23 protein-coding genes and 1 pseudogene are annotated in these 24,730 nt (G+C 72.7%); 18 read left to right on the top strand and 6 right to left on the bottom strand.

Annotated features, from left to right (window positions below; genetic code table 11):
• Positions 1-7: 7 nt before the first annotated feature.
• A complete protein-coding gene (gene tkt / locus QSK17_RS19295) occupies positions 8-2,134 on the bottom strand; it encodes a transketolase (RefSeq protein ID WP_285706272.1) in 2,127 nt (708 codons plus the stop codon).
• 277 nt (positions 2,135-2,411) lie between these two features.
• Between tkt and QSK17_RS19290 the strand changes: the two genes are divergently transcribed.
• Positions 2,412-3,344: a heme o synthase gene (locus QSK17_RS19290; RefSeq protein ID WP_285706271.1), complete on the top strand. Its 933-nt coding sequence runs from the start codon at positions 2,412-2,414 to the stop codon at positions 3,342-3,344.
• A 95-nt stretch (positions 3,345-3,439) separates the two neighbouring features.
• On the opposite strand, the gene QSK17_RS19285 is transcribed toward QSK17_RS19290, so the two are convergent.
• Positions 3,440-5,014 (bottom strand): N,N-dimethylformamidase beta subunit family domain-containing protein, encoded by a 1,575-nt coding sequence (locus tag QSK17_RS19285; RefSeq protein WP_285706270.1) that lies wholly within the window; start codon positions 5,012-5,014, stop codon positions 3,440-3,442.
• A 195-nt stretch (positions 5,015-5,209) separates the two neighbouring features.
• On the opposite strand from QSK17_RS19285, the gene QSK17_RS19280 reads away from it, so the two are divergent.
• Positions 5,210-6,559 carry a PrsW family intramembrane metalloprotease gene (locus QSK17_RS19280; RefSeq protein WP_285706269.1) on the top strand — a complete coding sequence of 450 codons (1,350 nt, stop codon included), beginning with the start codon at positions 5,210-5,212 and terminating at the stop codon, positions 6,557-6,559.
• A 100-nt stretch (positions 6,560-6,659) separates the two neighbouring features.
• Here QSK17_RS19280 and QSK17_RS19275 read toward each other — a convergent pair whose 3' ends face one another.
• From QSK17_RS19275 to QSK17_RS19265, 3 genes are all read right to left on the bottom strand, one after another.
• Positions 6,660-7,445 carry a SanA/YdcF family protein gene (locus QSK17_RS19275; protein ID WP_285706268.1) on the bottom strand — a complete coding sequence of 262 codons (786 nt, stop codon included), beginning with the start codon at positions 7,443-7,445 and terminating at the stop codon, positions 6,660-6,662.
• Between the two features lie 65 nt (positions 7,446-7,510).
• Complete coding sequence (locus QSK17_RS19270) at positions 7,511-8,182, bottom strand: response regulator (RefSeq protein ID WP_285706267.1); 672 nt, start codon at positions 8,180-8,182, stop codon at positions 7,511-7,513.
• 17 nt (positions 8,183-8,199) lie between these two features.
• Positions 8,200-9,432, bottom strand: coding sequence for a sensor histidine kinase (locus tag QSK17_RS19265; RefSeq protein ID WP_285706266.1), 1,233 nt, complete (start codon positions 9,430-9,432; stop codon positions 8,200-8,202).
• Positions 9,433-9,785: 353 nt separating this feature from the next.
• Here QSK17_RS19265 and QSK17_RS19260 point away from each other — a divergent pair, with 353 nt between their 5' ends.
• The 3 genes and pseudogenes from QSK17_RS19260 (at position 9,786) to QSK17_RS19255 (ending at position 10,969) form a co-directional block, all read left to right on the top strand.
• Positions 9,786-9,980, top strand: a complete 195-nt coding sequence (locus QSK17_RS19260; RefSeq protein ID WP_285706265.1) for a hypothetical protein — start codon at positions 9,786-9,788, stop codon at positions 9,978-9,980.
• A gap of 55 nt (positions 9,981-10,035) precedes the next feature.
• A pseudogene (locus tag QSK17_RS36205) lies at positions 10,036-10,437 on the top strand (PH domain-containing protein); the annotation flags it as partial.
• Between the two features lie 46 nt (positions 10,438-10,483).
• Complete coding sequence (locus tag QSK17_RS19255) at positions 10,484-10,969, top strand: PH domain-containing protein (protein ID WP_285706264.1); 486 nt, start codon at positions 10,484-10,486, stop codon at positions 10,967-10,969.
• 4 nt (positions 10,970-10,973) lie between these two features.
• On the opposite strand, the gene QSK17_RS19250 is transcribed toward QSK17_RS19255, so the two are convergent.
• A complete protein-coding gene (locus QSK17_RS19250) occupies positions 10,974-12,008 on the bottom strand; it encodes a COX15/CtaA family protein (protein WP_285706263.1) in 1,035 nt (344 codons plus the stop codon).
• 138 nt (positions 12,009-12,146) lie between these two features.
• On the opposite strand from QSK17_RS19250, the gene QSK17_RS19245 reads away from it, so the two are divergent.
• From QSK17_RS19245 to QSK17_RS19185, 13 genes are all read left to right on the top strand, one after another.
• A complete protein-coding gene (locus tag QSK17_RS19245; protein WP_285706262.1) occupies positions 12,147-13,343 on the top strand; it encodes an NAD(P)/FAD-dependent oxidoreductase in 1,197 nt (398 codons plus the stop codon).
• Between the two features lie 77 nt (positions 13,344-13,420).
• Entirely contained in the window at positions 13,421-13,708 is a 288-nt protein-coding gene (locus QSK17_RS19240; RefSeq protein WP_285706261.1) for a (2Fe-2S)-binding protein, read from the top strand.
• A complete protein-coding gene (locus QSK17_RS19235; RefSeq protein ID WP_285706260.1) occupies positions 13,705-15,156 on the top strand; it encodes an NAD(P)/FAD-dependent oxidoreductase in 1,452 nt (483 codons plus the stop codon). The genes QSK17_RS19240 and QSK17_RS19235 overlap by 4 nt, the downstream gene beginning before the upstream one ends.
• Positions 15,156-16,049 carry a dihydrodipicolinate synthase family protein gene (locus QSK17_RS19230; RefSeq protein ID WP_285706259.1) on the top strand — a complete coding sequence of 298 codons (894 nt, stop codon included), beginning with the start codon at positions 15,156-15,158 and terminating at the stop codon, positions 16,047-16,049. The genes QSK17_RS19235 and QSK17_RS19230 overlap by 1 nt, the downstream gene beginning before the upstream one ends.
• An 82-nt stretch (positions 16,050-16,131) precedes the next feature.
• Complete coding sequence (locus QSK17_RS19225) at positions 16,132-17,133, top strand: proline racemase family protein (protein ID WP_285706258.1); 1,002 nt, start codon at positions 16,132-16,134, stop codon at positions 17,131-17,133.
• A 192-nt stretch (positions 17,134-17,325) separates the two neighbouring features.
• Complete coding sequence (locus QSK17_RS19220) at positions 17,326-18,498, top strand: branched-chain amino acid ABC transporter substrate-binding protein (RefSeq protein ID WP_285706257.1); 1,173 nt, start codon at positions 17,326-17,328, stop codon at positions 18,496-18,498.
• 18 nt (positions 18,499-18,516) lie between these two features.
• Positions 18,517-19,410 (top strand): branched-chain amino acid ABC transporter permease, encoded by an 894-nt coding sequence (locus QSK17_RS19215; RefSeq protein ID WP_285706256.1) that lies wholly within the window; start codon positions 18,517-18,519, stop codon positions 19,408-19,410.
• Positions 19,407-20,402, top strand: a complete 996-nt coding sequence (locus QSK17_RS19210) for a branched-chain amino acid ABC transporter permease (protein WP_285706255.1) — start codon at positions 19,407-19,409, stop codon at positions 20,400-20,402. Before QSK17_RS19215 ends, QSK17_RS19210 begins: the two co-directional genes overlap by 4 nt.
• On the top strand, positions 20,399-21,238 hold the full coding sequence (locus QSK17_RS19205) for an ABC transporter ATP-binding protein (protein ID WP_285706254.1): 840 nt from the start codon (positions 20,399-20,401) through the stop codon (positions 21,236-21,238). Before QSK17_RS19210 ends, QSK17_RS19205 begins: the two co-directional genes overlap by 4 nt.
• Entirely contained in the window at positions 21,225-21,956 is a 732-nt protein-coding gene (locus QSK17_RS19200) for an ABC transporter ATP-binding protein (protein ID WP_285706253.1), read from the top strand. The genes QSK17_RS19205 and QSK17_RS19200 overlap by 14 nt, the downstream gene beginning before the upstream one ends.
• On the top strand, positions 21,953-22,972 hold the full coding sequence (locus tag QSK17_RS19195; protein ID WP_285706252.1) for a proline racemase family protein: 1,020 nt from the start codon (positions 21,953-21,955) through the stop codon (positions 22,970-22,972). The genes QSK17_RS19200 and QSK17_RS19195 overlap by 4 nt, the downstream gene beginning before the upstream one ends.
• 73 nt (positions 22,973-23,045) lie before the next feature.
• Entirely contained in the window at positions 23,046-24,023 is a 978-nt protein-coding gene (locus tag QSK17_RS19190) for an ornithine cyclodeaminase family protein (protein ID WP_285706251.1), read from the top strand.
• Positions 24,004-24,729, top strand: a complete 726-nt coding sequence (locus QSK17_RS19185) for a GntR family transcriptional regulator (RefSeq protein WP_285706250.1) — start codon at positions 24,004-24,006, stop codon at positions 24,727-24,729. The genes QSK17_RS19190 and QSK17_RS19185 overlap by 20 nt, the downstream gene beginning before the upstream one ends.
• Position 24,730 lies beyond the last annotated feature (1 nt).

Raw genomic sequence — 24,730 nt, 5'->3', positions numbered from 1 at the left:
GATCTCCTCAGTTTCCGGTCGTCTCGCCCTTGTCGGCCCCCGTCTTGGCGAGGCTCGCCTTGGCGGCGGCCACCACACGGTCGGCGGTCAGGCCGAACTGCTCGTAGATGGTCCGGTACGGCCCGGAGGCGCCGAAGTGCTCAAGGCTCAGCACTTCCCCTTCGTCGCCCACGAACTCGTGCCAGCCGAGGGAGATTCCCGCCTCGACGGCGACCCGGGCCCGGACCGCCGGGGGCAGCACGGACTGCCGGTACGCGGCGTCCTGGGCGCGGAACCACTCCACGCACGGCATGGACACGACCCGCGTCGGGACGCCCTGCTCCTCGAGGATCCTGCGGGCGCCGACGGCCAGCTCGACCTCGCTGCCGGTGCCGATGATCACGACGGCGGGCTGGCCGGTGGACGCCTCCTCCAGGATGTAACCGCCCCGCGCGACGCGGTCGGCGTCGCCCGTGCCCTCGTAGACCGGCAGGTTCTGCCGGGTCAGCGCGAGCGCCGCGGGACGGTCGGTGTGCTCCAGCACCGTCTTCCAGGCCGCCGCGGTCTCGTTGGCGTCGGCCGGCCGTACGACGTCGAGGCCGGGGATGGCGCGCAGCGACCACAGGTGCTCGATCGGCTGGTGGGTCGGGCCGTCCTCGCCGAGACCGATGGAGTCGTGCGTCCACACGTAGATCACCGGCAGCTTCATCAGCGCGGAGAGCCGCACCGCCGGGCGCATGTAGTCGCTGAAGACGAGGAACGTGCCGCCGTACGGCCGGGTGCCGTTGTGCAGGGCGATGCCGTTGAGGATGGCGCCCATGCCGTGCTCGCGGATGCCGAAGTGCAGCGTGCGGCCGTAGCGGTTGCCCGGGAACTCGCGCGTCTGGTACTCCTCCGGGATGAAGGACGGCTCGCCCTTCATGGTGGTGTTGTTCGAGTCGGCGAGGTCGGCGGAGCCGCCCCACAGCTCGGGCAGCACCGGCGCGAGGGCGCTCAGCACCTCGCCGGACGCCTTGCGGGTCGCCACAGAGGTGCCGGGCTCGAACGTGGGCAGTGCCTTGTACCAGGCGTTCGGCAGGTGGCGGGCCGAGATCCGGTCGAACAGCTCGGCACGCTCCGGGTTGGCCGCCCGCCAGCTGTGGTAGATCTTGTCCCACTCGGCGCGGGCCTCGCGGCCGCGCTTGACGACCTCCCTGGAGTGGTCGAGGACGTCGCCCGGGACCTGGAAGGTCTGCTCCGGGTCCAGGCCGAGCACCCGCTTGGTGGCGGCCACCTCGGCCTCGCCCAGAGCCGCACCGTGGATCTTGCCGGTGTTCTGCTTGCCGGGCGAGGGCCAGCCGATGATCGTGCGCAGCTTGATGAACGTCGGCCGCTCGGTCTCCGCGCGGGCCTCCTCCAGCGCGTCGTAGAGCGCTTGGACGTCCTCCTTGTATTCACCGGTGGCGGTCCAGTCGACCTCCAGGACCTGCCAGCCGTACGCCTCGTAGCGCTTGGTGATGTCCTCCGACAGGGCGATCTGCGTGTCGTCCTCGATGGAGATGTGGTTGGAGTCGAAGACGACCACGAGGTTGCCGAGCTTCTGGTGGCCGGCGATCGCGCTGACCTCGTGGCTGATGCCCTCCTCGATGTCGCCCTCGGAGGCGAAGCACCAGATCATGTGGTCGAACGGGGACGTGCCGGGGGCCGCCTCCGGGTCGAACAGGCCGCGCTCGCGCCGGGCCGCCATGGCCATGCCGACGGCGTTGCCGAGGCCCTGGCCGAGCGGGCCGGTGGTCGTCTCGACGCCCACGGTGTGGCCGTACTCCGGGTGGCCGGGGGTGAGGCTGCCCCACTGGCGCAGCGCCTTCAGGTCCTCCAGGCGCAGGCCGTACCCCGACAGGTAGAGCTGGATGTAAAGGGTGAGGCTGCTGTGGCCGCAGGAAAGGACGAACCGGTCACGGCCCGCCCACTTGGCGTCGCACGGGTCGTGCCGCATGACGCGCTGGAAAAGCAGATAGGCCGCGGGAGCCAGGCTCATCGCAGTTCCGGGGTGACCCGAGCCCGCCTTCTCGACCGCGTCCATCGCCAGTGCTCGCACCACGTCGACTGCTCGCCGGTCGAGATCGGTCCACTCAAGGCTTGCGCTGCTCAACTGCTCGATCCCCTCTAGTTTCATTGCGCCGGTTTCGGCATTTCCCGCCCACACCGGACCCTAACGGGTCGGGGGTCCTACCGTTCGGTAGACCACCACCGCACCGGCCGCCCGGCGCCCTGAGCGGCGGCGTTTCCACGGGCGCCCGGACTCGTCGCCTCCGGCCCCAGTTCAGGGACCACCGGTTCTCCCGACTACAGTGAGTCCACAAGTGCCTGGCTGCTGCCCGGAGATCCGCTCAATTCAGAGGTTACGCGTTGACCCCGCACACGCTGGAAGCGCCTTGACGGTGCTGACGAAGATGGAATCGGTGCCCCCGCTCGGAACGGCGGCGGCAACCGCGCCGCGTTCCCTGGGCGCGCTTGTCCGGGCGTACGTCGCGCTCACCAAGCCGCGGGTCATCGAGCTGCTGCTGATCACGACCCTGCCCGTCATGTTCCTCGCCGCGCGCGGCCTGCCGCCGCTGTGGACTGCTCTGGCCACGATGGTCTTCGGCACCCTGTCGGCGGGCAGCGCCAACGCGCTGAACTGCTATATCGACCGCGACATCGACAAGACCATGCGGCGCACCCGCCGCCGCCCGCTGGCCAAGTCCGAGGTCTCCCCGAAGGGCGCGCTGGTCTTCGGCGTGATCCTCGGCGTGGTCTCCACGCTCGGCCTGGGACTGTCGGTGAACTGGCTCGCCGCCGCGCTCTCGCTCGGCGCGATCCTCTTCTACGTCCTCGTCTACTCGATGGTGCTCAAGCGGCGCACCGTGCAGAACATCGTCTGGGGCGGCATCGCGGGCTGCATGCCCGTGCTGATCGGCTGGGCCGGCATCACCGGCAGCCTCTCCTGGGCCCCCGTCGCGCTGTTCGGCGTGGTGTTCTTCTGGACGCCGCCGCACACGTGGACGCTGGCCATGCGCTACCGCGAGGACTACGCCTCGGTGGACGTGCCCATGCTGCCGGTCGTCGCGAGCGAGCGCCGTGTCGTGCGCGAGGCGATCGCCTACACCTGGGCCACCGTGATCTGCTCGATGCTGCTGTGGCCCGTCGCCGAGACCTCGCTGCTCTACCCGATCGTCGCCGCCGTCCTCGGCGCCTCCTGCCTGTGGGAGGTCTACCGCCTTCTCGGCCGCCTCAACGCGGGCAAGACCGGCGTGGACCTGCGCCCCATGCGCTTCTTCCACTGGTCGAACATCTACCTCGCGCTGCTGTTCCTCGCCGTCGCGGTCGACTCGCTGCTGGTCTGATCCGGGCCTGGTCCGACCCGGGCCGGCGTCCGGCACCCTGTGAGCGGCCCGGCGGGGGCGGGCCTGCCCGGGCTCGTGCCGTACCCGCGCCGTGCTCACGTGTAGAACAGGTGGACGTTGTCGCGCGCGGCCGCCCTGTGCTCGCCGGCCGGCCCCCGGGCGAACGAACGCAGCAGGTTCGTCGTGGTCCTCGTCACGAATCGGCGCGTCCTGGCGTTCATGTCGTGCACCCGCGGGCCTCCGGGGCGGCCCGCCACGAGCGCCTCCACCCAGCGCATCGTCCCGGTCGCGAAGACCCCCGCGCCGCTCGGCGTCGTGTAGTACGCGGAGTCCGCGAAGCTGGGCCGCTTCCCGCACATCAAGGGGGAGTGGGCGAGGATCTCGATCGGCCGGGGCGTCGGCACGCCGGGCGTCACCCGGTCGTACTCGACGCCGACCAGGTGCGGGAACGCGTCGCCCCGCCGCACCCCGGTCCCCTCGAACAGCCAGTGGTGCGGATTCGTGACGACGTACGGGGCGTCGGCGGGGAACCCGTCGTAGTAGACCCCCGTGAGCGAGGACTCCGGGTCCGGCGCCGGCGACGACCGGAAGTCCGCCGTCACCTCGGCGGGGCGCCGCCCGTACATCGGGTCGCTGGCGTACTGGTCCTTGTAGCAGATGACCAGGCGGCCCTCATCCGCGATGCGGATCCGCCGGTAGCAGGTGTTGGCCCCGAGGAAGGCGATGTTGGACCCGGCGTCCCTGGCCCGGGTGACCTGCCTGCGGGTCTGCGGCGTCCAGTACTCGTCGTGGCCCAGAAAGACGATGGAGGCCGCCCCCCGCATCACCTCGGGCGTCAGGTCGATGCCCGTCGTGTACGCCAGGGGAATGCCGAGGCGTTCGGCGAGCACCACCAGCGCGCGCTCATGGACGAGGAACTTCTCCGCGCCGTTCTTGTCGTAGGGGCGGTCGAAGCTGACCGCCAGCGAGCGGGCGCCGTAGCTGCCGTGGCCGTAGTAGAGGCTGTAGCCGCCCCACTGGTTGTACGCCTGCCAGGTGGCCGCGGCGTGCACCAGCAGCGTCTTCCCCGTGGCGTCCGCGGACCGCACGACCAGCGGCACGTACCGCTGGTGCCCCTTCGCGGAGTCGAGCCGCAGCAGGTAGGCGCCCTCCGGCCAGCCCGCCGTCGGCACGGTGAGGGAGCGCCGCCAGTTCGCGTGCACAGTACGGGTGGCCCCGTCCAGGTCGCCGCGGCCCTGCCTGCGGCCCGGCAGCCACTCCGACCGCCACACCCGGCGCGCCTCGGCCCCGCCGTACCAGCCCATGCGGTACGCGGTGACCCGGAAGCGGTCGGCGGTAGTCGAGACACGCAGCTCCACCGGGTGGCCGGGAAGCACGCTCACCTGGTCGGTGTATCCCTCGATCGCCTCGGCCGGGCCGTACGAGCGGGCGCGCCAGCCGGGATCGCCCGGTCTGAGCCGCTCGTAGCGGGCGGCCTCCGCCGTGGGCGACGGGCTCGGAGACGGGAGCAGGTCCGGCCCGGAGGCCGGGCTGCCGCCCACCGGGGCCGGTTTCACCTCAGCCGGATCCGCCTGCGGTCCTGCCCCGCAGGCCGAGGCGCCCGCTGTGGCGGCGGCCACCACGCCGAGGAAGGTCCGGCGGCTCAGCCGGCCGCCGTCGGTCTCGCCCATCCGCTCCGCTCCCTGTGACGAACGACCCAAAGAAGATCACATCGGCAGAACCGTACTCCGGCCTGGGAATGGCCGGGCCGAGCGTATGGTCAGACGAGGGTCCGCATTCGGGAAAGGCGGGGAATGAGGGGCGGCAGCTCGGGGATCTTCGGGGGCGGGGCGGACAGCGGGTCCACGGTCGGTTACATTCGCGGAATGGCGAGCCTGGATCCGCGTGCCGTGCTGAAGGAACGCCCGTCGGTCGGCCTGATCATCGGCCTGGTGCTGGCAGGCATCTGCACTCTCGTGACATTGTCGTTCGACATATTCGACGGCGGCCCCGTCCAGTTCTTCATCGCGCTCGTGCTCGCGGTCGCCCCCGTCCCGCTGCTGCTGGCCGGAGTGCTCGCCCTCGACCGCATGGAGCCGGAACCGCGCGCCAACCTCGCCTTCGCGTTCGTGTGGGGGGCCGGGGTCGCCGTGCTCTTCGCCGGCCTGCTGAACTCCCTCAACCTGATCTACATCGAGCACCAGATCGGCAACGCGACCAACGCGCACAACCTCGTGGCGACCTTCGGCGCCCCGCTGGTCGAGGAGACCATGAAGGGCCTGGTGCTGCTGGGTCTGCTCCGGTTCCGCCGCCAGGAGCTCGACGGGCCCACCGACGGCATCATCTACGCCAGCATGGTCGGCCTCGGGTTCGCCATGTCGGAGAACGTCAGCTACTACCTGGCGGCGCTGTCCGAGCACGGTCCCGAGGGACTCGCGGCCACGGTCGTGCTCAGGGGTGTGCTCTCGCCGTTCGCGCATCCGCTGTTCACGTCCCTGATCGGCATCTCCGTGGCGTACGCGGCCCAGCAGCGCCGGGGCAAGGCGGGGATCTGGGTCGTGGGCGCCGGCTGGATCGGCGCCATGGTCCTGCACGGCCTGTGGAACGGCCTCGCCTCGTTCGGCGGCTTCCCCGGGCTCGCCGTCGCGTACCTGGTGCTGATGGTCCTGCTCTTCGTCGAGCTCGGCGTCATCTTCCGGGACCGCAAGCGCATCGTCGGACTGATCCACCACTACCTGCCGCTGTACGTGCGCAACGGGCTGATCAACGAGGCGGACATCTTCATGCTGTCGTCGCTCAAGGGCAGGCGGCAGGCCCGCCAGTGGGCGAAGGCCCACGGAGGCAAGGCGGGGGCGCGGGCGATGAGCGACTACCAGCTCGCCGCCACCGAGCTGGGGCTGCTCCACGAGAGGGCGTCGCGGGACGGCGTCGACGAGAAGTCCTTCCGCGAGCGGCAGCGGGCGCTCGCCGAGCTCATGGCGTACGCGCGCATGTCGTTGCCGCTGCCGGCACGGCACCTGCCCGCCGCGGCCAGAGGGGTGCCGCCGCCCGGGTACGCGCCCGGAGCTCCGCCGCCGGGGGGCCCGCAGGGAGGTCCGCCGCGCGGTTATCCGCCGGGCTCCGGCCCGTCGCCGTACGGCTTTCCGCCCGGCTCGGGGCAGGGGAATCCGCGCCCGGAGTATCCGCCTCCGCCGTTTCCGGGACCTCCCCGCTGGAACCCGCCACCGAGGGCGTAGCCGACGGTTTCCGATAAGGCGCCGAGTTCGGAACGTCCGCGCCACCGGGTCGCCGCAGCTCAGCGAGGTCGCTGGGATGAAGGTTCCGCGTCCGCGTGGATCACGCCCGGCCGCCCATGTCTCTCGTCGCTCCGTGCCCGCGCGAGACGTGGTGTGAGCGTGCCGCTCGACGGCAGGGCTCGGGGCAGGAGGCGAGCGCCCGGTCGAGCGTGACCTCGCGCGGTCCGAGGAACCGGGGATCGGAGTGGAGGATCCGGGCCTCCAGCAGTGCCTTCGCCGAGGCGAAGAACTCCCGGGTGGCGTACACGTACGTCTGCAGCGGCCAGTCCGTGGAGGAGTCGTCGCCGACGCCGAAGGCGTCCAGCCCCGCCGTACGGCACAGCGTGACGGCGCGGGGAAGGTGGAAGGTCTGCGTCACCACGAGGGCGCGGGACGCCCCGAATATCTTCCTGGCGCGGACGCACGAGGCCCACGTGTCGAATCCGGCGTAGTCGAGGACGACCTTCTCCCGCGGGATCCCTTGGGAGGTGAGGTAGTCGCGCATCGCCGTCGGCTCGTCGTAGCCGACCCGGCTGTTGTCGCCCGACACCAGCAGCGCGCGGACCTTGCCCGCCTGGTAGAGCCGGGCGCCGATGTCGAGCCGGGTGCGCAGCATCGCCGTGGGGGCGGCGTTCGCGGTGAGCCCGGCGCCGAGCACGAGGGCGACCGGCATCGCGGGCACCGAGGAGAGCGAGGCGTCCGAGCGGTCCGCCGTGACGCGATGCCCGGAGCTGTCCAGCCACGCCCAGGTCATCGGGGTGAGGGTCAGGACGCTCAGCGCGACCAGGACCTGGAAGCCGCGCCGCAAACCGGTGCGGGACCAGGTCCAGGGGAGGAGACGTCTCATGAGGGCCCTCATGGAGCACCAAGTGTAGGTCCAGCCCCCATTGATCTCCGTCGGAACGGCGGAAGTCAGGACGTCCGGCTCGCCGCTTCCGCGTCATGGACGATGAGCGCGATCTGGACCCGGTTGTTCAGCCTCAGCTTCGTGAGGATCCGCGACACGTGGGCCTTGACCGTCGGCACGCTCATGTAGAGCTCGGCCCCGATCTCCGCGTTGGACTTGCCCTCGCCGAGCGCGACGGCGACCTCCCGCTCGCGCGGGCTGATCTTGTCCAACTGGACGCGGGCCCGCTCCCGGCGGCCTCCCGCGCCACCGTCGGAGACGTGCGAGATGAGCTGGCGGGTGACCGCGGGCGACAGGATGGGCTCGCCCGCGGCGACCTTGCGTACGGCGGACACCAGGTCGGCCGGGTGGATGTCCTTGAGCAGGAACCCGGCCGCGCCCGCCCGCAGCGCCCGCAGCACCTGCGCGTCGGCGTGGAAGGTGGTCAGCACCACCACCTCGGGCGGGTCGGCCGTGGCGCGCAGCGCCTCGGTGGCGGTCAGCCCGTCCACCCGGGACATCCGGATGTCCATGAGCACCACGTCCGGCCGGTGCTCGGCGACCATGAGCGGCACCTGGTCGCCGTCGGCCGCCTCGCCGGCGATCTCGATGTCGCCCGCGCCCGCCAGGATCATCGACAGCCCGGCGCGTACGAGCGCGTCGTCGTCCACGATGAGCACCTTGATACGACGGTCCATGCCCTCCCTTTCTCGAGTCACGACCACGGCAGCCAGGCGCGGAGCACGAACGCGCCCTCGTCCGCCAGGTGGTGGTCCAGTCGTCCGCCGGCCAGCTTGGCACGTTCGGCCAGGCCGATGAGCCCGGTGCCGGCGCCCGGGATCTCGGAGACGGCCTGCCGCCGGTGCGCGGCCGCCGGCACCGGGTTGGCGACCTCGACCGTCAGCCCCTCGCCGGGCGCGCCCGTCACCCGTACGGTCACCGGGGCACCGGGGGCGTGCTTGCGGGCGTTGGTCAGCGCCTCCTGGACGATGCGGTAGGCGTTGCGGCCCAGCGCCTCGGGCGGCGCGGGCCCGGACGACGTGGGCACGGACAACTCAGGCGCGGACGGCGCGGGCTCGACGAGGTCGAGCGCGACGTCCATCCCGGCCTGCCGCGACTCCTCCACCAGAGCGGGCAGGTCGGCCAGCGTCGGCTGCGGGCGCTCCGGCCGCGCGTCCTCCGGCGCCTGCCGCAGGACGCCGATCACCTCGCGCAGGTCCTGCAGCGCCTGATGGGCGCTGGTCCTGATGGCGCTCGCCGCCCGCTGGATCTGCTCGGGCGGGGCGCCGGGACTGTATTCCAGGGCCCCGGCGTGCAGGCTCAGGATCGAGATGCGGTGGGCGAGCACGTCGTGCATCTCGCGGGCGATCCGCTCCCGCTCCAGCTGTCTGGCCTCCTCGGCGGCGGCGGACGCCCGGGCCCGCAGGGAGAAGACCAGCTGCCGCCGGGCCCGTACGACGATCCCCCACGCGAAGATCATCATGGTGAGCGCCACCAGCAACAGGAACGTGCCCCACACGCCGAGGTCGGGGTCCGGCCAGATGTGCACATAGGGGATCGCCGCCAGGAGGCAGGAGGCGAGGACCGGTCCGGCGATCTTGAAGGGGCGGTGCACGGCCACGGTGAACAGGGCCACCACGTTGGCGCCGCCGAGCAGTGTGAACACCGAGCCGAGCAGCGACGTCACCAGGGCCAGGGTGACCGGCCACCGGCGGCGCAGCCACAGGGCCGCGCAGGACAGCGCGCCGAGCACCTGCTCGGCGACGACGTACGCCTGCGGCTTTCCGGCGATGTCCGGCGCCGAGGCGAGCGCGAGCCCGCAGGCGGCCAGGAACAGCGCCGTGTCCACGATCCAGTCGCGCGTGGAGCGCCGCGCGGGCCGCTCACCCTCGCCCTCGCCGAGGAGGACCGAGGGCAGCAGCCACCCGTACTCCGTCCTCGACTTCATGTTCACCGAGGTTACGGCGTGATCGCAGGTTCGCGACAGCGACCAAAGTAGCCGGTCTCGGCTACTTCGGGCAGAAGCGGCCGCCGCCCCCGCTCCCCGAGGCTTGCACCATGAAGACGTTGCTAGTGCCCCTCCCGTCAATCTTTGCCCCGTCGCGTCGCCCAGGACGGCACCTCGCCGCGTTGTCGCCCCACCCACGAAAACTCCTCGCAGGCTCGGACTTTCCGCGGGGCCCGGGAATGTCGGCCGTAGGCTCCGCTACGACCTCCTCCTCCGCCTTGCGATGCACCACCCTGGACACCGCTCCTTCCGGGCAAACCTTGCCGGTCACGGCACTAGAAATCGCGGGCTGGGTGGCGCTGGTGCAGGGGGTGGGCGGCGCCGCCAACACCCTGTTCGGCTGGTGGCGGTGGGCGCACGACCTGCTGATCGTCCACCGGCTCGACGTGCTGGCGGGGTACGAGGTGTTCGCCTCGATCGCGCTGGCGGTGCTCGGCGTCGCCCTGCTCGGGACGGCCGGCACCCTCAAGAAGGACCGGGCCTCGTGACGCGCTCCCTCCGCCTGCGCCCGCCGCGCCACCGGGCCGATCCGCGCGCGGTGGCGTGGTGGACGGTCCCCCCGACATCGAGGAGACCGCCACGGAGGAGAACGCCGCCTGGCGGTCGCCGCACCCGCGCGTGGTGGCCGCCGCCGCCGTCGTCTCCCTCGCCGTCGCGGTCCCCGCCGCGATCGCCCTCGCGCGGTTCCTGGTCGGCAGGGGCGTCGCCCTGGACAGGGCCGTCGCCGCCGCGGCGGCCGCGGCTCTCCTCGTCGTCGGCGCGGCCGCGGTCTACGAGACCGCCCGCAGGCGCACCACCCGGTACCGCCTGACCGGCCGGCGCCTGGAGCTGCACAGCGGCATCTGGACCAAGGAGTACCGCGCCGTCCCACGCGAGCGCGTGCGCAGCGTGGACGTCACCGCCGATCCCGTACGGCGGGCGCTCGGTCTGGCCGTGGTGAAGGTGGGCACGGGGGAGGCGGGCCTCGCGGGCGGGCAGGATCGCCTCCGCGGTGCTGGGGGAGGAGCTCGACCCGGCCGGGCTGCGCGGCCATCCGCGCGCGGCCCGCGGCAGGCGGGTGCGCCGGGCGCTGGTCGCCGCGGCGGCGCTCGCGGCCGCGCTGGGCGTGCTGGGCGTGCTGGACGCGTGGGTGCCCGCCTGGGCCTGGGCGCTGCCGGTGCTGGCCGTACCGGCCGGGTGGGCGCTCGCGGCCGAGGGCTACCGCTCGCTGGGACACGGCCTGACCCGGCGGTATCTGGTCACCCGCTCGGGCGCGGTCAGGCGCAGGACGGTCGCCCTGGACCGCTCCGGGATCATCGGCCTGACGATCAGCGAGTCGCTGTTCCAGCGGCGGGCCGGCCTGGTGACCGTGTCGGCCACGACCGCGGCGGGCGAGGGCCGGTACGACGTACTCGACGTGGGGCGGGACGAGGGGCTCCGGCTGGCCCGCCACGCGGTGCCGGGCCTGCTGGAGCCGTTCGTCGAGGAGAGCGGCTGACCGCTCAGGCGGTGGCGTCGCCCGGCGTCGACGGCGCGAGGACGCGCGGAGCGTCCGCGTCGCGCTCGCCCGTCGCGTCGTCGGTGGCGTCGCCGCCGGGGAGCGGGTCGCGGGTGCGCATGAGGAAGACGACGCGCAGCGTGCCGATCCAGACCAGGCTCGCGCCGAGCACGTGCAGCAGGACGAGCAGGGCCGGGATGGCCAGGAAGTACTGCACGTAGCCGATCACGCCCTGGGCCAGCTCCACGGCGAACAGCGCCAGGGCGGCCCGCCGGACCCGGGCCGGGGAGTCGGTCAGGTGGAGCGCGAACAGCAGCGCGAACGTGAGGCCGACGACGATCCAGACGACGTCGGCGTGCAGCCGGGCCACGGTCTCGATGTCGAAGCCGAACCGCGAGGCGGCGTCGTCGCCCGAGTGCGGTCCGGTCCCGGTGACCACGACGCCGGCGATGAGCAGCACGGCGACCGCGGCCAGCAGGACGAAGCCGAGCGTGCGGATGTCCCGGTGGACGACCCGCCGCGGCGGCTCGTCGCCCTCCCCGGCCCGCACGAACAGCGCGTACGCCGCGGCGAGCATGGCGATCGACAGCAGGAAGTGAACGCTCACCGTGAACGGGTTGAGCATGGTCCGCACGACCAGGCCGCCCCACAGCGCCTGGGCGAGCACGCCGATCGGCTGGAGCCAGGCGAGCCGTACCAGGTCGCGACGGCCCTGGCTCTGGCCGTCGCCCTCGCGGACGAGCCGGATGGCGGCGACGACGACGGCGACCCCGACGGCGAGGACCAGGAAAGTCAGCAGCCGGTTGCCGAACTCGATCGCCATGTTGAACGCGGAGTGCGCGTCGTGCTGGGCCGGGACGAAGCTGTCGGGCGTGCACTTCGGCCAGGTCGGGCAGCCGAGCCCCGATTTGGACACGCGCACGCCCGCGCCTGTGACCGTGATGCCCGCGTTGACGACGACGCTCGCGAGCGCCCATCGCCGCATTGTGACGGTGCTGGGCAGCCAGTACGACCGGTGGAAAGCGGAGAGGCTGGTCACGCTCAAATGGTAGGCGGCGGTGGGGGTGGTCCCGCCTCCGGCCCGTTGAGAGGGATCCCGTTTAGAGGGATATCGCCGGGTATTGCCATGGGCCAGTGAAATATGACACCTTACTGACCGAGAGGGAGGTGGGCAGGCGTGCCGGATGTCGTGGTGATCGGTGCCGGAATGATCGGCGCCGCCTGCGCCTACTACGCGGCCCGCGAGGGCCTGAGCGTCACCCTGGTGGACCGGGGGGCGGTCGCCGCGGGCACCACGGGCTCGGGTGAGGGCAACATCCTCGTCTCGGACAAGGAGCCCGGCCCCGAGCTGGACCTCGCCATGCTGTCCTGCCGCCTCTGGACCGAGCTGGCCTCCGAGGCCCGCGAGCTGGGCGGCTTCGAGTACGAGCCCAAGGGCGGCCTGGTGGTCGCGGAGAACGACGAGGTGCTGCGCGCGCTCGCCGAGCTGGCCGGGCACCAGGAGAAGAGCGGCGTCGTGACCCGCGCCGTGGCCGCCGACGAGCTGGCCGACTACGAGCCGCATCTCGCACCCGGGTTCGCGGGCGGGGTGTTCTACCCCCAGGACGCCCAGGTGCAGCCGATGCTCGCCGCCGCCCGGCTGGCCCGGCGCCGGCCGAGCGTCACCCTCCGCACCGGGACCGAGGTGACCGGCCTCCTCACGGAGCGCGGCCGGGTCACTGGCGTGCGCACCGACGCGGGGGACATCCCGGCCGGCGCGGTGGTCAACGCGGGCGGCACCTGGGGCGGCGAGATCGCCGCGCTCGCGGGCGTGGATCTGCCGATCATGCCGCGCAGGGGCTTCATCCTGGTGACCGAGCCGCTGACCGGGCTGCCGTCACACGACGCCTCCGGGGCGCCCGGATCGTCCGTAGGCTCGGGGCCGCTGGTCCGGCACAAGGTCTACACGGCCGCCTACGTGACCAACGTGGCCAGCGACTCCGCGGGCCTGGAGACCTCGGCCGTGGTGGAGGCCACCCAGGCGGGCACCGTCCTCATCGGGGCCAGCCGCGAGCGGGTCGGCTTCGACCGGACCGTCTCGCTGCCCGTCCTCGCCCGGCTGGCACGGCAGGCGGTGGGCCTGTTCCCGGCGCTCGCCGATGTCCGGGCGATCCGCGCCTACTGCGGGTTCCGGCCCTACTGCCCCGACCACCTGCCCGTGATCGGGGCCGACCCGCGGGTTCCCGGGCTGTACCACGCGTGCGGCCACGAGGGAGCGGGCATCGGACTCGCCCCGGTGACCGGGCTCCTGATCGCGCAGCTCATCACCGGCGCGGCACCCGAACTCGATCCGGCCCCCTTCCGCCCCGACCGCTTCGCCGAGGCCGCGGCATGAGCGGCGTCGGCGGGAGCGGCCCGGACGGCCGTGTGAGCGGCGCCAGCACTGTGCGCAACGGAGACGAGGGAGGCGGCATGTCCGGGGCTTCGCCGTACCGGCTGGTGGGTGCACGGCCCGAGCCGGGGTTCGAGGTGCGCGTGGACGGGCGGCCCGTGCCCGTGGTGCCGGGCCAGACCGTCGGCGCGGCGCTGCACGCCGCCGGGATCCGCACCTGGCGCACGACCCGGTTCGGCGACCGCCGGCGCGGCCTGTTCTGCGGCATCGGCGTCTGCTTCGACTGCCTGGTCACCGTCAACGGCGTGGAGAACCTGCGGGCCTGCCTGACCGAGGCCCGCCCCGGAGACGAGGTGACGACCTCATGACGGCGCATGACACCCCCACTCCTGACGCGGGCGGAGACGGCGTGGGCGAGCGCGCTGTGGGGCGCTACGACCTGGTGATCGTGGGGGCGGGACCCGCGGGCCTGGCGGCGGCGGGCGTCGCGGCGCGGGCGGGCCTGCGCGTCGCGGTCCTGGACGCCGGAGCGCGGATCGGCGGCCAGTACTTCCGCCAGCTTCCCGAGGGGTTCCGCGCCGCGCGGCCGGGGGCGCTCCATCACGGGTTCTCCCGGTTTGTACGGCTCCGTGACGCGCTCGGCGACGCCGACATCCTGCTCGGGCACCGGGTCTGGGCCGTCGAGCGCGGGCCGGGCGGCGGCTTCGCCGTGCACTGCCTGGAAGGCCGGGAGGAGCGGGCGCGCACCGTCGCCGCGGCCCGGTTGCTCATCGCGACCGGCGCGCACGACCGCGTCCTGCCGTTCCCCGGCTGGGATCTGCCCGGCGTGATGACGGCGGGGGCCGCCCAGGCGCTGCTCAAGGGCAACCTCGTCATGGCCGGACGCCGCGTCGTGGTCGCCGGGACCGGGCCCTTCCTGCTGCCCGTCGCGACCTCGCTGGCGGCGGCGGGAGCGACGGTCGCCGGGGTATTCGAGGCGGGCGGCCGGTTCGCGCTGGCCCCCCAGGCCCTCGCCCGGCCGGGCAAGGCCGCCGAGGCCCTCGCGTACGGCTACCGCCTGGCCAGGCACCGCGTGCCGTACAAGGGGGGACGCGCGGTGGTCGCGGCGCACGGCGACGGCGAGCTGACCCACGTGACGGTCGCGAAGGTGGACGCGGACTGGCGGCCCTACCGGGGCGGCCAGGAGACGATCGAGTGCGACACCCTCGCCGTGGGCTACGGCTTCGTGCCCCAGCTCGACCTCCCGGCGCAGCTCGGCTGCGAGACGTCCAGGGACGCCGCGGGCGGCCCCGTGGCGCGGGTGGACCGGCACATGCGGACCAGCGTCGCGGGCGTGTACGCGGCGGGGGAGACCACCGGAGTGGGCGGGGCCGATCTGGCCGAGCTCGAAGGAGTGATCGCGGGGCGCGCCGTCGTGGCCGACGCCCTGGGCACCCCTGTGGCCGGAGACCCCGCCGACCCCCGCACGGAGGCCAGGAGGCGGCGGCTGGCCGGGTTCGCGCGTGCGCTGCTGCGCGCCTACCCGGTCGGGGACGGCTGGACGTCCTGGCTGCACGACGACACGTTGATCTGCCGCTGCGAGGAGGTGCCCTACGGCCGGGTCAAGGAGGCCCGCGACCTGGGCGCCGCCGACGCGCGCTCCATCAAGCTGCTGGCCCGGCCCGGCATGGGCTGGTGCCAGGGACGGATCTGCGGCGAGGCCGTGGCGCGTCTCGCCGGGGAGGACCCGGCGCCGCCCCGGCGGCCGATCGCCCAGCCCGTAAGCCTCGGTGACCTCGCCGCCATGGATGGCCGCGATGAATGGAAGGAAACCTGATGACGACACGTGAGAAGCCCTGGCGCGGAGTGATGGTGGCCACCGCGCTGCCGCTGCACGACGACCTGACCGTCGATCACGACGCGTACGGCGAGCACTGCCGGTGGCTGGTCGCGAACGGATGCGACGGCGTGGTGCCCAACGGCTCCCTGGGGGAGTACCAGACGCTGACCCCCGAGGAGCGGGCCGCGGTCGTGGAGACCGCGGTCGCGGCCGTCGGCGGCGACCGGGTCATGCCGGGCATCGCCGCCTACGGGGCGCTGGAGGCGCGCCGCTGGGCCGAGCAGGCCCGCGACGCCGGCTGCGGGGCGGTCATGCTCCTGCCGCCGAACGCCTTCCGGGCGGACGAGCGGGCGGTCGTGGCGCACTACCGCGAGGTGGCGGCGGCCGGGGTGCCGGTCGTGGCCTACAACAACCCGATCGACACCAAGGTGGACCTGACGCCCCGGCTGCTCGCGCAGCTGCACGCCGAGGGCCTCATCGTGGGCGTGAAGGAGTTCACCGGGGACGTGCGGCGGGCCTACGAGATCGCCGAGCTGGCCCCCGGGCTGGACGTGCTCATCGGCTCCGACGACGTGCTGCTCGAGGTGGCGCTCGCCGGGGCGGTCGGCTGGGTCGCGGGCTACCCCAACGCGCTGCCCGCCTCGACCGTCGAGCTCTACCGCGCGGCGGTCGCCGGTGACCTGGAGAAGGCGCTCCCGCTGTACCGGTCCCTGCACGCGCTGCTGCGCTGGGACTCCAAGATCGAGTTCGTCCAGGCGATCAAGCTGTCCATGGACATCGCCGGGCGCCGGGGCGGCCCGTGCCGCCCGCCCAGGCAGCCGTTGACCGCCGAGCAGGAGGCCGCCGTGCGCGCCACCACCGAGAAGGCGCTCGCCGAAGGGCTGCGCTGATGGTGCGCGGCCGTACCGTCGCCGGCCGTAGCATCGCCGGGTCCGGTGTTTCCGGGACGGCGTGCGAGTGGAGAGGGGCGCGATGAGGACGAAGCGGGTCTTCCACGCGGTCGACTCCCACACCGAGGGCATGCCCACCCGAGTGATCACCGGCGGCGTGGGCGTGATCCCGGGCGCGACCATGGCCGAGCGCCGGGAGTACTTCCTGGCGAACCTCGACCACGTGCGCACGCTCCTGATGTACGAGCCGCGCGGCCACTCGGCGATGAGCGGGGCGATCCTGCAGCCGCCCACCCGGGCCGACGCCGACTTCGGCGTGCTCTACATCGAGGTGTCGGGCTGTCTGCCGATGTGCGGTCACGGCACCATCGGCGTCGCCACGGTCCTCGTGGAGACGGGGATGGTCGAGGTGACCGAGCCGGTGACCGTGATCCGGCTGGACACCCCGGCCGGGCTGGTGACCGCCGAGGTACGGGTCGAGGACGGCGCGGCCGTGGCGGTGACCATCACCAACGTGCCGTCGTTCAGCGTCGGGCTGGACCGCACGGTGAAGGTGCCCGGCCTCGGGGAGGTCGGCTACGACCTCGCGTACGGAGGCAACTTCTACGCGATCCTGCCCATCGAGTCCGTCGGCCTGCCGTTCGAGCGGTCCCGGAAGCAGGAGATCCTCGACGCGGGACTCGCCGTGATGGCGGCGATCAACGAGCAGGCGGAGCCGGTGCACCCCGAGAACCCCGGCATCCGCGGCTGCCACCACGTGCAGTTCGTCGCGCCGGGCTCGGACGCGCGCCACTCGCGGCACGCCATGGCGATCCATCCGGGCTGGTTCGACCGCTCGCCGTGCGGCACCGGTACGAGCGCGCGGATGGCGCAGCTGCACGCCCGCGGTGAGCTGCCGCTGGACACCGACTTCGTCAACGAGTCGTTCATCGGCACCCGGTTCGTGGGACGCCTGGTCGAGGAGACCGCCGTCGGATCCCTCGGCGCGGTGGTCCCCACGATCACCGGGCGGGCCTGGGTGACCGGGACCGCGCAGTACTTCCTCGACCCGCGCGACCCCTTCCCGGCGGGGTTCCTGCTCTAAGAGTGACGGGGCCCGCCGGAGCGCCTCCGGCGGGCGGATGCGGTCTTCACAATCTGGTCTTCGCAATGTGGTCTTTGCAATGTGGTCTTCGCGCCGTCGTCCTCACAGGGAACTAACGGTCTGATCTCAGACCTTGACCCGATCTTCCGGGAGGTGCAATGTCACATTCCACATTCGGAAGAGGAGGCGCGGATGCGCAAGCTCTATGGGACGGCCCTCGCGGCCGTCATGGCGTCGGCGGTCCTGCTGACCGCGGGGTGCGGGCAGGGGTTGCTCGGCGGTGACGACGCCGGTTCCGGCGACAAGAAGGACGAGCCGATCGTGCTCGGCATGCTGATCCCGCAGTCGGGCAGCGAGGCGGCGATCGGTCCCTACATGAGCAACGCCGCCCAGCTCGCGGTGGACGAGATCAACGCCAAGGGCGGCGTTCTCGGCCGCAAGCTGGAGCTGAAGACCGCCGACGACGCCTGCGACCCGCAGACGGCGGCGGCGGGCGCGAACAAGCTGGTCACCGCGGGCATCCACGTCTCGATCGGCGGATACTGCTCCGGCGCCACCCTCCCCACCCTGCCGATCTTCGCCAAGACCGACATCCCGATGATCATTCCGGCGGCGAACTCCCAGGAGCTCGTCGACCAGAAGCTCAAGAACGTCTTCCTCATCAACGGCACCGGCTCGCAGCAGGCCGGGGCCGCGGCGGCCTGGATGACCAAGGAGGGGGCCACCAAGGTCGCCCTCATGCACGACAACACGAGCTACTCCAAGGACATCGCGCTGCGCACCCAGACCCTGCTCGACGAGCCGGGCGGCCCGGAGACCGCGATCCTGGAGGCGGTCACCCCCAAGGAGAGCGACTACAGCGCCAACATCACCAAGGTGCTGGCCAAGAAGCCCGACTACGTCTACTGGACGGGCTACTTCCAGGAGGGCGGCCTGATCGCCCGCCAGCTCCGCCAGGCGGGCTACAAGGGCAAGATCATGGTCGGTGACGGCTCGGTCTCGCCCAAGCTGATCGAGATCGCCGGGGCCGAGGCGGCCACCGGTGTCTACGCCACCATGACCCAGACCCCGGACACCCTCCAGGGCGCGGAGAGCTGGATCGCGAACTACAAGCAGAAGTTCGGCGCCGACCCCGGGCCGTACTCCAACCAGGCCTACGACGCCGTACGGCTGGCCGCCGAAGCGGTCACCAAGGCCGGCGGCACCGACGGGCAGAAGGTCATCTCCGCCCTGGAGGGGATCGACGGGTTCTCGATGTTCTCCGGGCCGCTGAAGTTCACCCCCGAGCACACCCTGAGCACCGGCGGGTTCCAGATCCTGGTCGTCAAGGACGGCAAGTTCGTCCTCCAGGACGCACTCCAGTGACCTCCAGGGAATCGTGACATGTCCCAACTGGTCTGGAACGGACTCTTCGTCGGGTCGTTCTACGCGCTGGTGGCGCTGGGCTACAGCATGGTCTACGGGATCATCAAGCTGCTCAACTTCGCCCACGGCGACCTGTACATGCTCGGCGCGTTCATCGGCTTCGCCGTCCTCGGCGCGGCCGGTGGCGTGTCCGCGGCCATGGCCCTGCCCCTGCTGCTCGCCGTCCTCGTGCTCACCATGGGCGTCACCGGCCTCGCCGGGGTGCTGCTCGAACGGGTGGCCTACCGGCGGCTCCGCGGCGCCCCGCGGCTCTCGCTGCTGATCACCGCCGTCGGTGCGTCCTTCGCCCTGGAGTACGGCATGCGCGCCGCCGCGGGAGCGGACCCGCGGGTGTACCCGGTGCGGCTGGGCGGCACCTCGGTGGAGGTGCTCGGCGCCCGCATCACCCTCCAGCAGCTCGCCCTGGTCGCCGTGGCCGTCGTCCTCATGCTCGGCCTCAACCTGCTCGTCACCCGCTCCCGCGAGGGCCGGGCCATGCGGGCGGTCGCGCTCGACCCCAAGGCCGCCGCGCTCATGGGGATCGACGTGGACGCGGTCATCTCCCGGACGTTCTTCCTCGGCTCCGCCCTCGCCGGGGCCGCCGGGGTCATGGCCGGGGCCCACTACGGAAAGATCGACTTCATGATGGGCTTCCTGATCGGCCTGAAGGCGTTCACGGCGGCCGTCATCGGCGGCATCGGCAACATCCCGGGCACCATGCTGGGCGGGCTGCTCCTCGGCCTGCTCGAGTCGTTCGGCACCTTCTGGCTCGGCGGCGAGTGGCGCGACGTCTTCGCCTTCGGTGTGCTCATCCTGTTCCTGACCGTGCGGCCGACGGGCCTGCTCGGCGAACGCGTGACGGAGCGAGTATGACCGCCACCGTGCCACAGGGCACGCCCCCCGGCGCGCCCTCAAGCGCCCGTCCCCGGGGCGCCGGGCCGCGCTCGATCGCGTCGCGGCTGATGGACAACCGGTGGGCCGGGCTTGTCGGGCTGGCCGTCGCGCTGCTCGCGCCCTTCGTCAACGCCACGCCGTACGCGCTGTCGGTGATGACCAGCGCCGCGATCTTCGTGATGCTGGCGGCCGGGCTCAACATCGTCGTCGGCTACTGCGGCCTGCTCGACCTCGGCTACGCGGCGTTCTTCGCCGTCGGCGCCTACACGAGCGGGGTGCTCTCCACCCGGTTCGACCTGCCGCTCGTCGCCACGCTGCCCGCCGTCCTGGTGGTCACCGTGCTCGCCGGGCTGATCATCGGCGCCCCGACGCTGCGGCTGCGCAGCGACTATCTGGCCATCGTGACGCTCGGCTTCGGGGAGATCATCCGGGTCACCGCCAACAACCTCGACGTCACCGGCGGTCCGTCGGGGATCTACGGCATCCCCGGCCTGACCGGCGGCCCGGTCTCCATGTACTACGTGACCGTGCTGGTCGTCGCGGTCGCCGTGGTCGGCGCCGCCCGGCTGGGCCGGTCCCGGCTCGGCCGGGCGTGGCGGTTCGTCCGCGAGGACGAGGACGCCGCCGAGGCCATGGGCGTGCACACCTACAAGATCAAGATGGCGGCCTACGTCGCCGGGGCGATCTGGGGCGGGCTGGCCGGAGTGCTGTTCGCCGCGCACCTGTCGGCGATCTCCCCGGGCAGCTTCACCTTCCTGCAGTCGGCGCTTGTGCTCATGGCCGTGGTACTCGGCGGCATGGGGTCGATCAGGGGCGTCGTCGTCGGGGCCGTGATCATCAGCGTGCTGCCGGAGCTGCTGCGCGACCTGGCCGACTACCGGTTCCTCGCCTTCGGCGTACTGCTGATCACCGTGATGCTGGTCCGGCCGCAGGGCCTGTGGCCGGCTAGGTCCCGGGAGGTGGCCCAGTGAACGGCACGGGGAACGCCCCGCTGCTCTCCGTCGAGGGCCTGCGGCTCTCCTTCGGCGGCGTGCTCGCCATCGACGGGCTGACCTTCGGCGTCGGTGAAGCCGAGATCGTCTCGGTGATCGGCCCCAACGGCGCGGGGAAGACCTCCGCGTTCAACTGCGTGACCGGCTTCTACCGGCCCACCGCGGGAGCCGTACGGCTGCGCGGGCGCGACATCACCGGGCTGCGGCCCTCGGCGGTGGCCGCGCTCGGTGTCGCGCGCACCTTCCAGAACCTGCGCCTGTTCGGTGAGATGTCCGTCCTCGACAACGTCCGCGCGGGCACCCACCTGCGGATCAGGCAGAACGTCCTCGACGCGCTGCTGCACACCCCGCGCTACCGCAGGGGCGAGCGGGAGAGCACCGAGCAGGCCCACCACTGGCTCGACTTCGCCGGGCTGCGCGGCGACAGGTACGGCCCCGCCCGGGCCCTGCCGTACGGTGAGCAGCGGCGGGTGGAGATCGCCAGGGCGCTCGCCCGGCGGCCCGACCTGCTGCTGCTCGACGAGCCCGCCGCCGGGCTCAACCACGGTGAGAAGGCCGAGATGCTCGACCTCATCCGCCGCATCCGCGAGCTCGGCATCGCGATCGTCCTGATCGAGCACGACATGGGGCTGGTCATGGACGTCTCGCAGCGGGTGGTCGTGCTCAACTTCGGGCGGGAGATCGCCGACGGGCCCCCGGACGAGGTGCGGCGCAACCCCGAGGTCGTCGAGGCCTACCTCGGCAGGGACGCCGACGAGGCCGAGATCGAGCAGGCCAGGGCGAGCGTTGCGGGAGGACGCGATGGCGGCGCTTGAGATCGACGGGCTGGACGTCCACTACGGCGGCGTCCACGCGCTGCGCGGGCTGTCCCTGACCGTCGGGGAGGGTGAGGTCGTCGCCCTGCTCGGCAACAACGGCGCGGGCAAGACGACGACCCTGTCGGCCGTGTCGGGACTGGTCCGGCCCAGCGCGGGACGGGTGGTCTACGAGGGGCGCGACATCACCGGCGCCAAGCCGAGCGCGATCGTCCGGCTCGGACTGGTCCACGTCCCCGAGGGACGGCGGGTGTTCAGTACGCTCAGCGTCCACGACAACCTCCTGCTCGGCGGGTACGCCGTGGGCGACCAGGTGGAGGTCAGGCGGCGGATCGACCGGGTGTACACGCTGCTGCCCCGCCTGGCCGAGCGCAGCGGCCAGCAGGGCGGCACGCTGTCCGGCGGCGAGCAGCAGATGCTCGCCATCGGCCGGGCGCTGGTCACCGGGCCCCGCCTGCTGCTGCTCGACGAGCCGTCCATGGGCCTGGCCCCGCTGGTGGTCGCCGCCGTGATGGACGTGATCAGGGAGATCAACGCCGAGGGGACGGCCGTGCTGCTGGTCGAGCAGAACGCGCGGGCCGCACTGAAGATCGCGCACCGGGGATACGTCATCGAGAACGGGACGTGCGTCCTCTCGGGGACGGCGGCCGAACTGCGCGATGACACACGGGTCGCCGAGGCATACCTGGGCGGCTCGCAAGCGAAGGGGCAGAAGTGACCGAAGTGACATTCCTGACGAGTCACGACGTCCGTACGGTCGACTACCACACCGCCGGCGAGCCGTTCCGGATCGTGGTCTCCGGGGTGCCGGACATCCCCGGCGCGACGGTGTTGGACCGCAGGACGGCCGCCACCGCGCCCGAGGTGGACGCCGTACGCCGGCTGCTCTGCCACGAGCCCCGCGGCCACGCCGACATGTACGGGTGCTTCCTCGTCCCGCCCGACGACCCCGGGGCGCACCTGGGTGTGCTGTTCTGGCACAAGGACGGCTACTCCACGGCGTGCGGGCACGGCACCATCGCGCTCGGCGTCTACGCCGTGGAGCAGGGCCTGGTGGCCGCGGACCCCGACGGCGAGACTTCCATCGCGATCGACGTCCCGTCGGGGCGGGTGCTGGCGCGGGTGCGCAGCGCGGGCGGCCGGGTCGAGGCGGTGACGTTCCGGAACGTTCCGTCCTACACCGTCGCCAGGGACGTGCCCGCCTGCGGCACGGTCGTGGACGTGGCCTACGGCGGAGCGATCTACGCCTCCGTCCCGGCTGCCGCGTTCGGCCTCTCGGTGACCCCGGGAGACCTCACCGAGCTGATCGCCCTCGGCCGGTCGATCAAGGCCGCGCTGGCCGGGCACCCGTCGGCGCGGCACCCGTCGGACGACCGGCTCTCCGGGATCTACGGCGTGATCTTCCACGAGGATCTCGGGTCGGACGGCGACCGGTACCACCAGCGCAACGTGACCGTGTTCGCGGACGGCGAGGTGGACCGCTCTCCCTGCGGTTCCGGCACCGCCGCCCGGCTGGCGCTGCTCGCCGAGGACCACCCCGACCCGCGCGCGGTCACCCTGCGGCACGAGGGCGTCGCGGGCGGCGTTTTCCTTGCGGGCGTGGCCGACGTGACCGAGGAGGCGGGACGGCGGGCGATCGTCCCGGAGATCGAGGGCACGGCGTTCCGCACCGGGGAGCACCGGTTCACCCTCGACCCCAGGGATCCGCTCGGCACCGGATTCACCCTCCGGTGAGACCGGCGGGGCCAGTGAGGCCAATGAGACCAGTGGGACAACAGGACACCGACGAGATGAGGGGGACGGGCGGATGAACGGACTGCCCCACCTGGACGGAGACACGGTGTACGGGCTCGTGCCGCCGGGCCTGGCCGTACAGGCGCTGGAGGACGCGCTGCGCGGCGGGCTCGACCCCGAGACGGCCCCGCCGCGCCCGGTCGTCGACGTCCCGGCGGGGCAGCTCCTTCTCATGCCCGCGTCCTGGGGGCCGTACGCGGGCGTCAAGGTGGCGACGGTGGCGCCGGACAACCCCGCGCGCGGGCTACCGCGGATCCAGGCGCTCTATCTGCTGCTCGACGCCGCCACGCTGAGCCCGATCGCCACCATGGACGGCACGGCGCTGACCTCGCTGCGCACCCCCGCCGTGTCGGCCCTCGCCGTACGGCACCTGGCGTCGCCGGACGCCCGGTCGCTGGTGGTGTTCGGCAGCGGCCCGCAGGCGTGGGGGCACGTGACCGCGCTGCGCGAGGTGTGTCCGGTGGAACGGGTCACCGTGGTGGCCCGTGACCCGGGCGGCGCGGCCCGCCTGGCGGAGCGCTGCGCCGCCGCGGGCCTGACCGCCCGCTCCCATCCCGCATCCGACCCGGCCTGGCGGCGGGCGGTCGAGGAGGCCGACCTGATCGCCTGCTGCACGACGGCGCGGACCCCGCTGTTCCCCGGCGGCCTGGTCCGCGACGGCGCCGTGGTCGTCGCCGTCGGGTCCCACGAACCCGACGCGCGCGAGCTGGACGGCGACCTCGTCGCCCGGTCCGCCGTCGTCGTCGAGGCCCGTACGGCGGCACTGGCGGAGGCCGGCGACCTGGTCGTCCCATTGCGGGACGGTAGGATCACGGCTGACCACCTCGCCGGGAACCTCGCCGATCTCATCGCCGGCCGGGTGGCTCCCGGCCCGGGCCCCCGCGTCTTCAAGAGCGTGGGCATGGCCTGGCAGGACCTGGTGGTCGCCGCGGCCGCGTATGAGGCGTGGACCACCCGGCGGGGGATCTCCGGTGAGCACGAAAGAGGGTAGGGACATGGCGCCATCGGCCGCGGACGGGCTCGGCCTGCCGTTGGTGGGCGAGCGGCAGAGCCTGCGCGAGCAGGTGGCGCAGGCGCTGCGGGACGCCCTCGTCGCGGGCGAGATGCGGCCGGGCGTGGTCTACTCCGCGCCGGTGCTCGCCGCGCAGTTCGGCGTCTCTGCGACCCCGGTGCGCGAGGCGATGCTCGACCTGGCCAAGGAGGGCCTGGTCGAGGCCGTGCGCAACAAGGGATTCCGGGTGACCGAGATGACCGACCGCGACCTCGACGAGATCACCGAGATCCGCCAGCTCATCGAGGTCCCGACGGTGGCCCGGCTGGCGGGCAGCCGCGAGGCCGCCGACTTCGAGGAGCTGCGGCCGGTCGCCGAGGAGATCGTCGCGGCGGCGCGGCGCGGCGACCTGCTCGCCTACGTCAACGCCGACCTGCGGTTCCACCTGGGGCTGCTGAGCCTGTCCGGAAACGCGCACCTCGTCGAGGTGATCCGCGACCTGCGCGGCCGGGCCCGCCTGTACGGCCTGCGCGGCCTGGCCGAGCGCGGCGCCCTGATCGACTCGGCCCGCGAGCACGTCGGCATCGTGGACGCCCTCGTCCGCGGCGACGCCGGGGAGGCCGAGCGCATCATGAGCCACCACATCCAGCACGTACGCGGCATCTGGGCGGACAAGCCCGAGAAGCGCGACCGGCCGGAGAGGTGAA

The organism is Microtetraspora sp. NBRC 16547, assembly GCF_030268965.1.
Taxonomy (GTDB): domain Bacteria; phylum Actinomycetota; class Actinomycetes; order Streptosporangiales; family Streptosporangiaceae; genus Microtetraspora.
The sequence above is the reverse complement of the archived record's forward strand: the minus strand, read 5'-3'. Positions and strand labels throughout refer to the sequence as shown.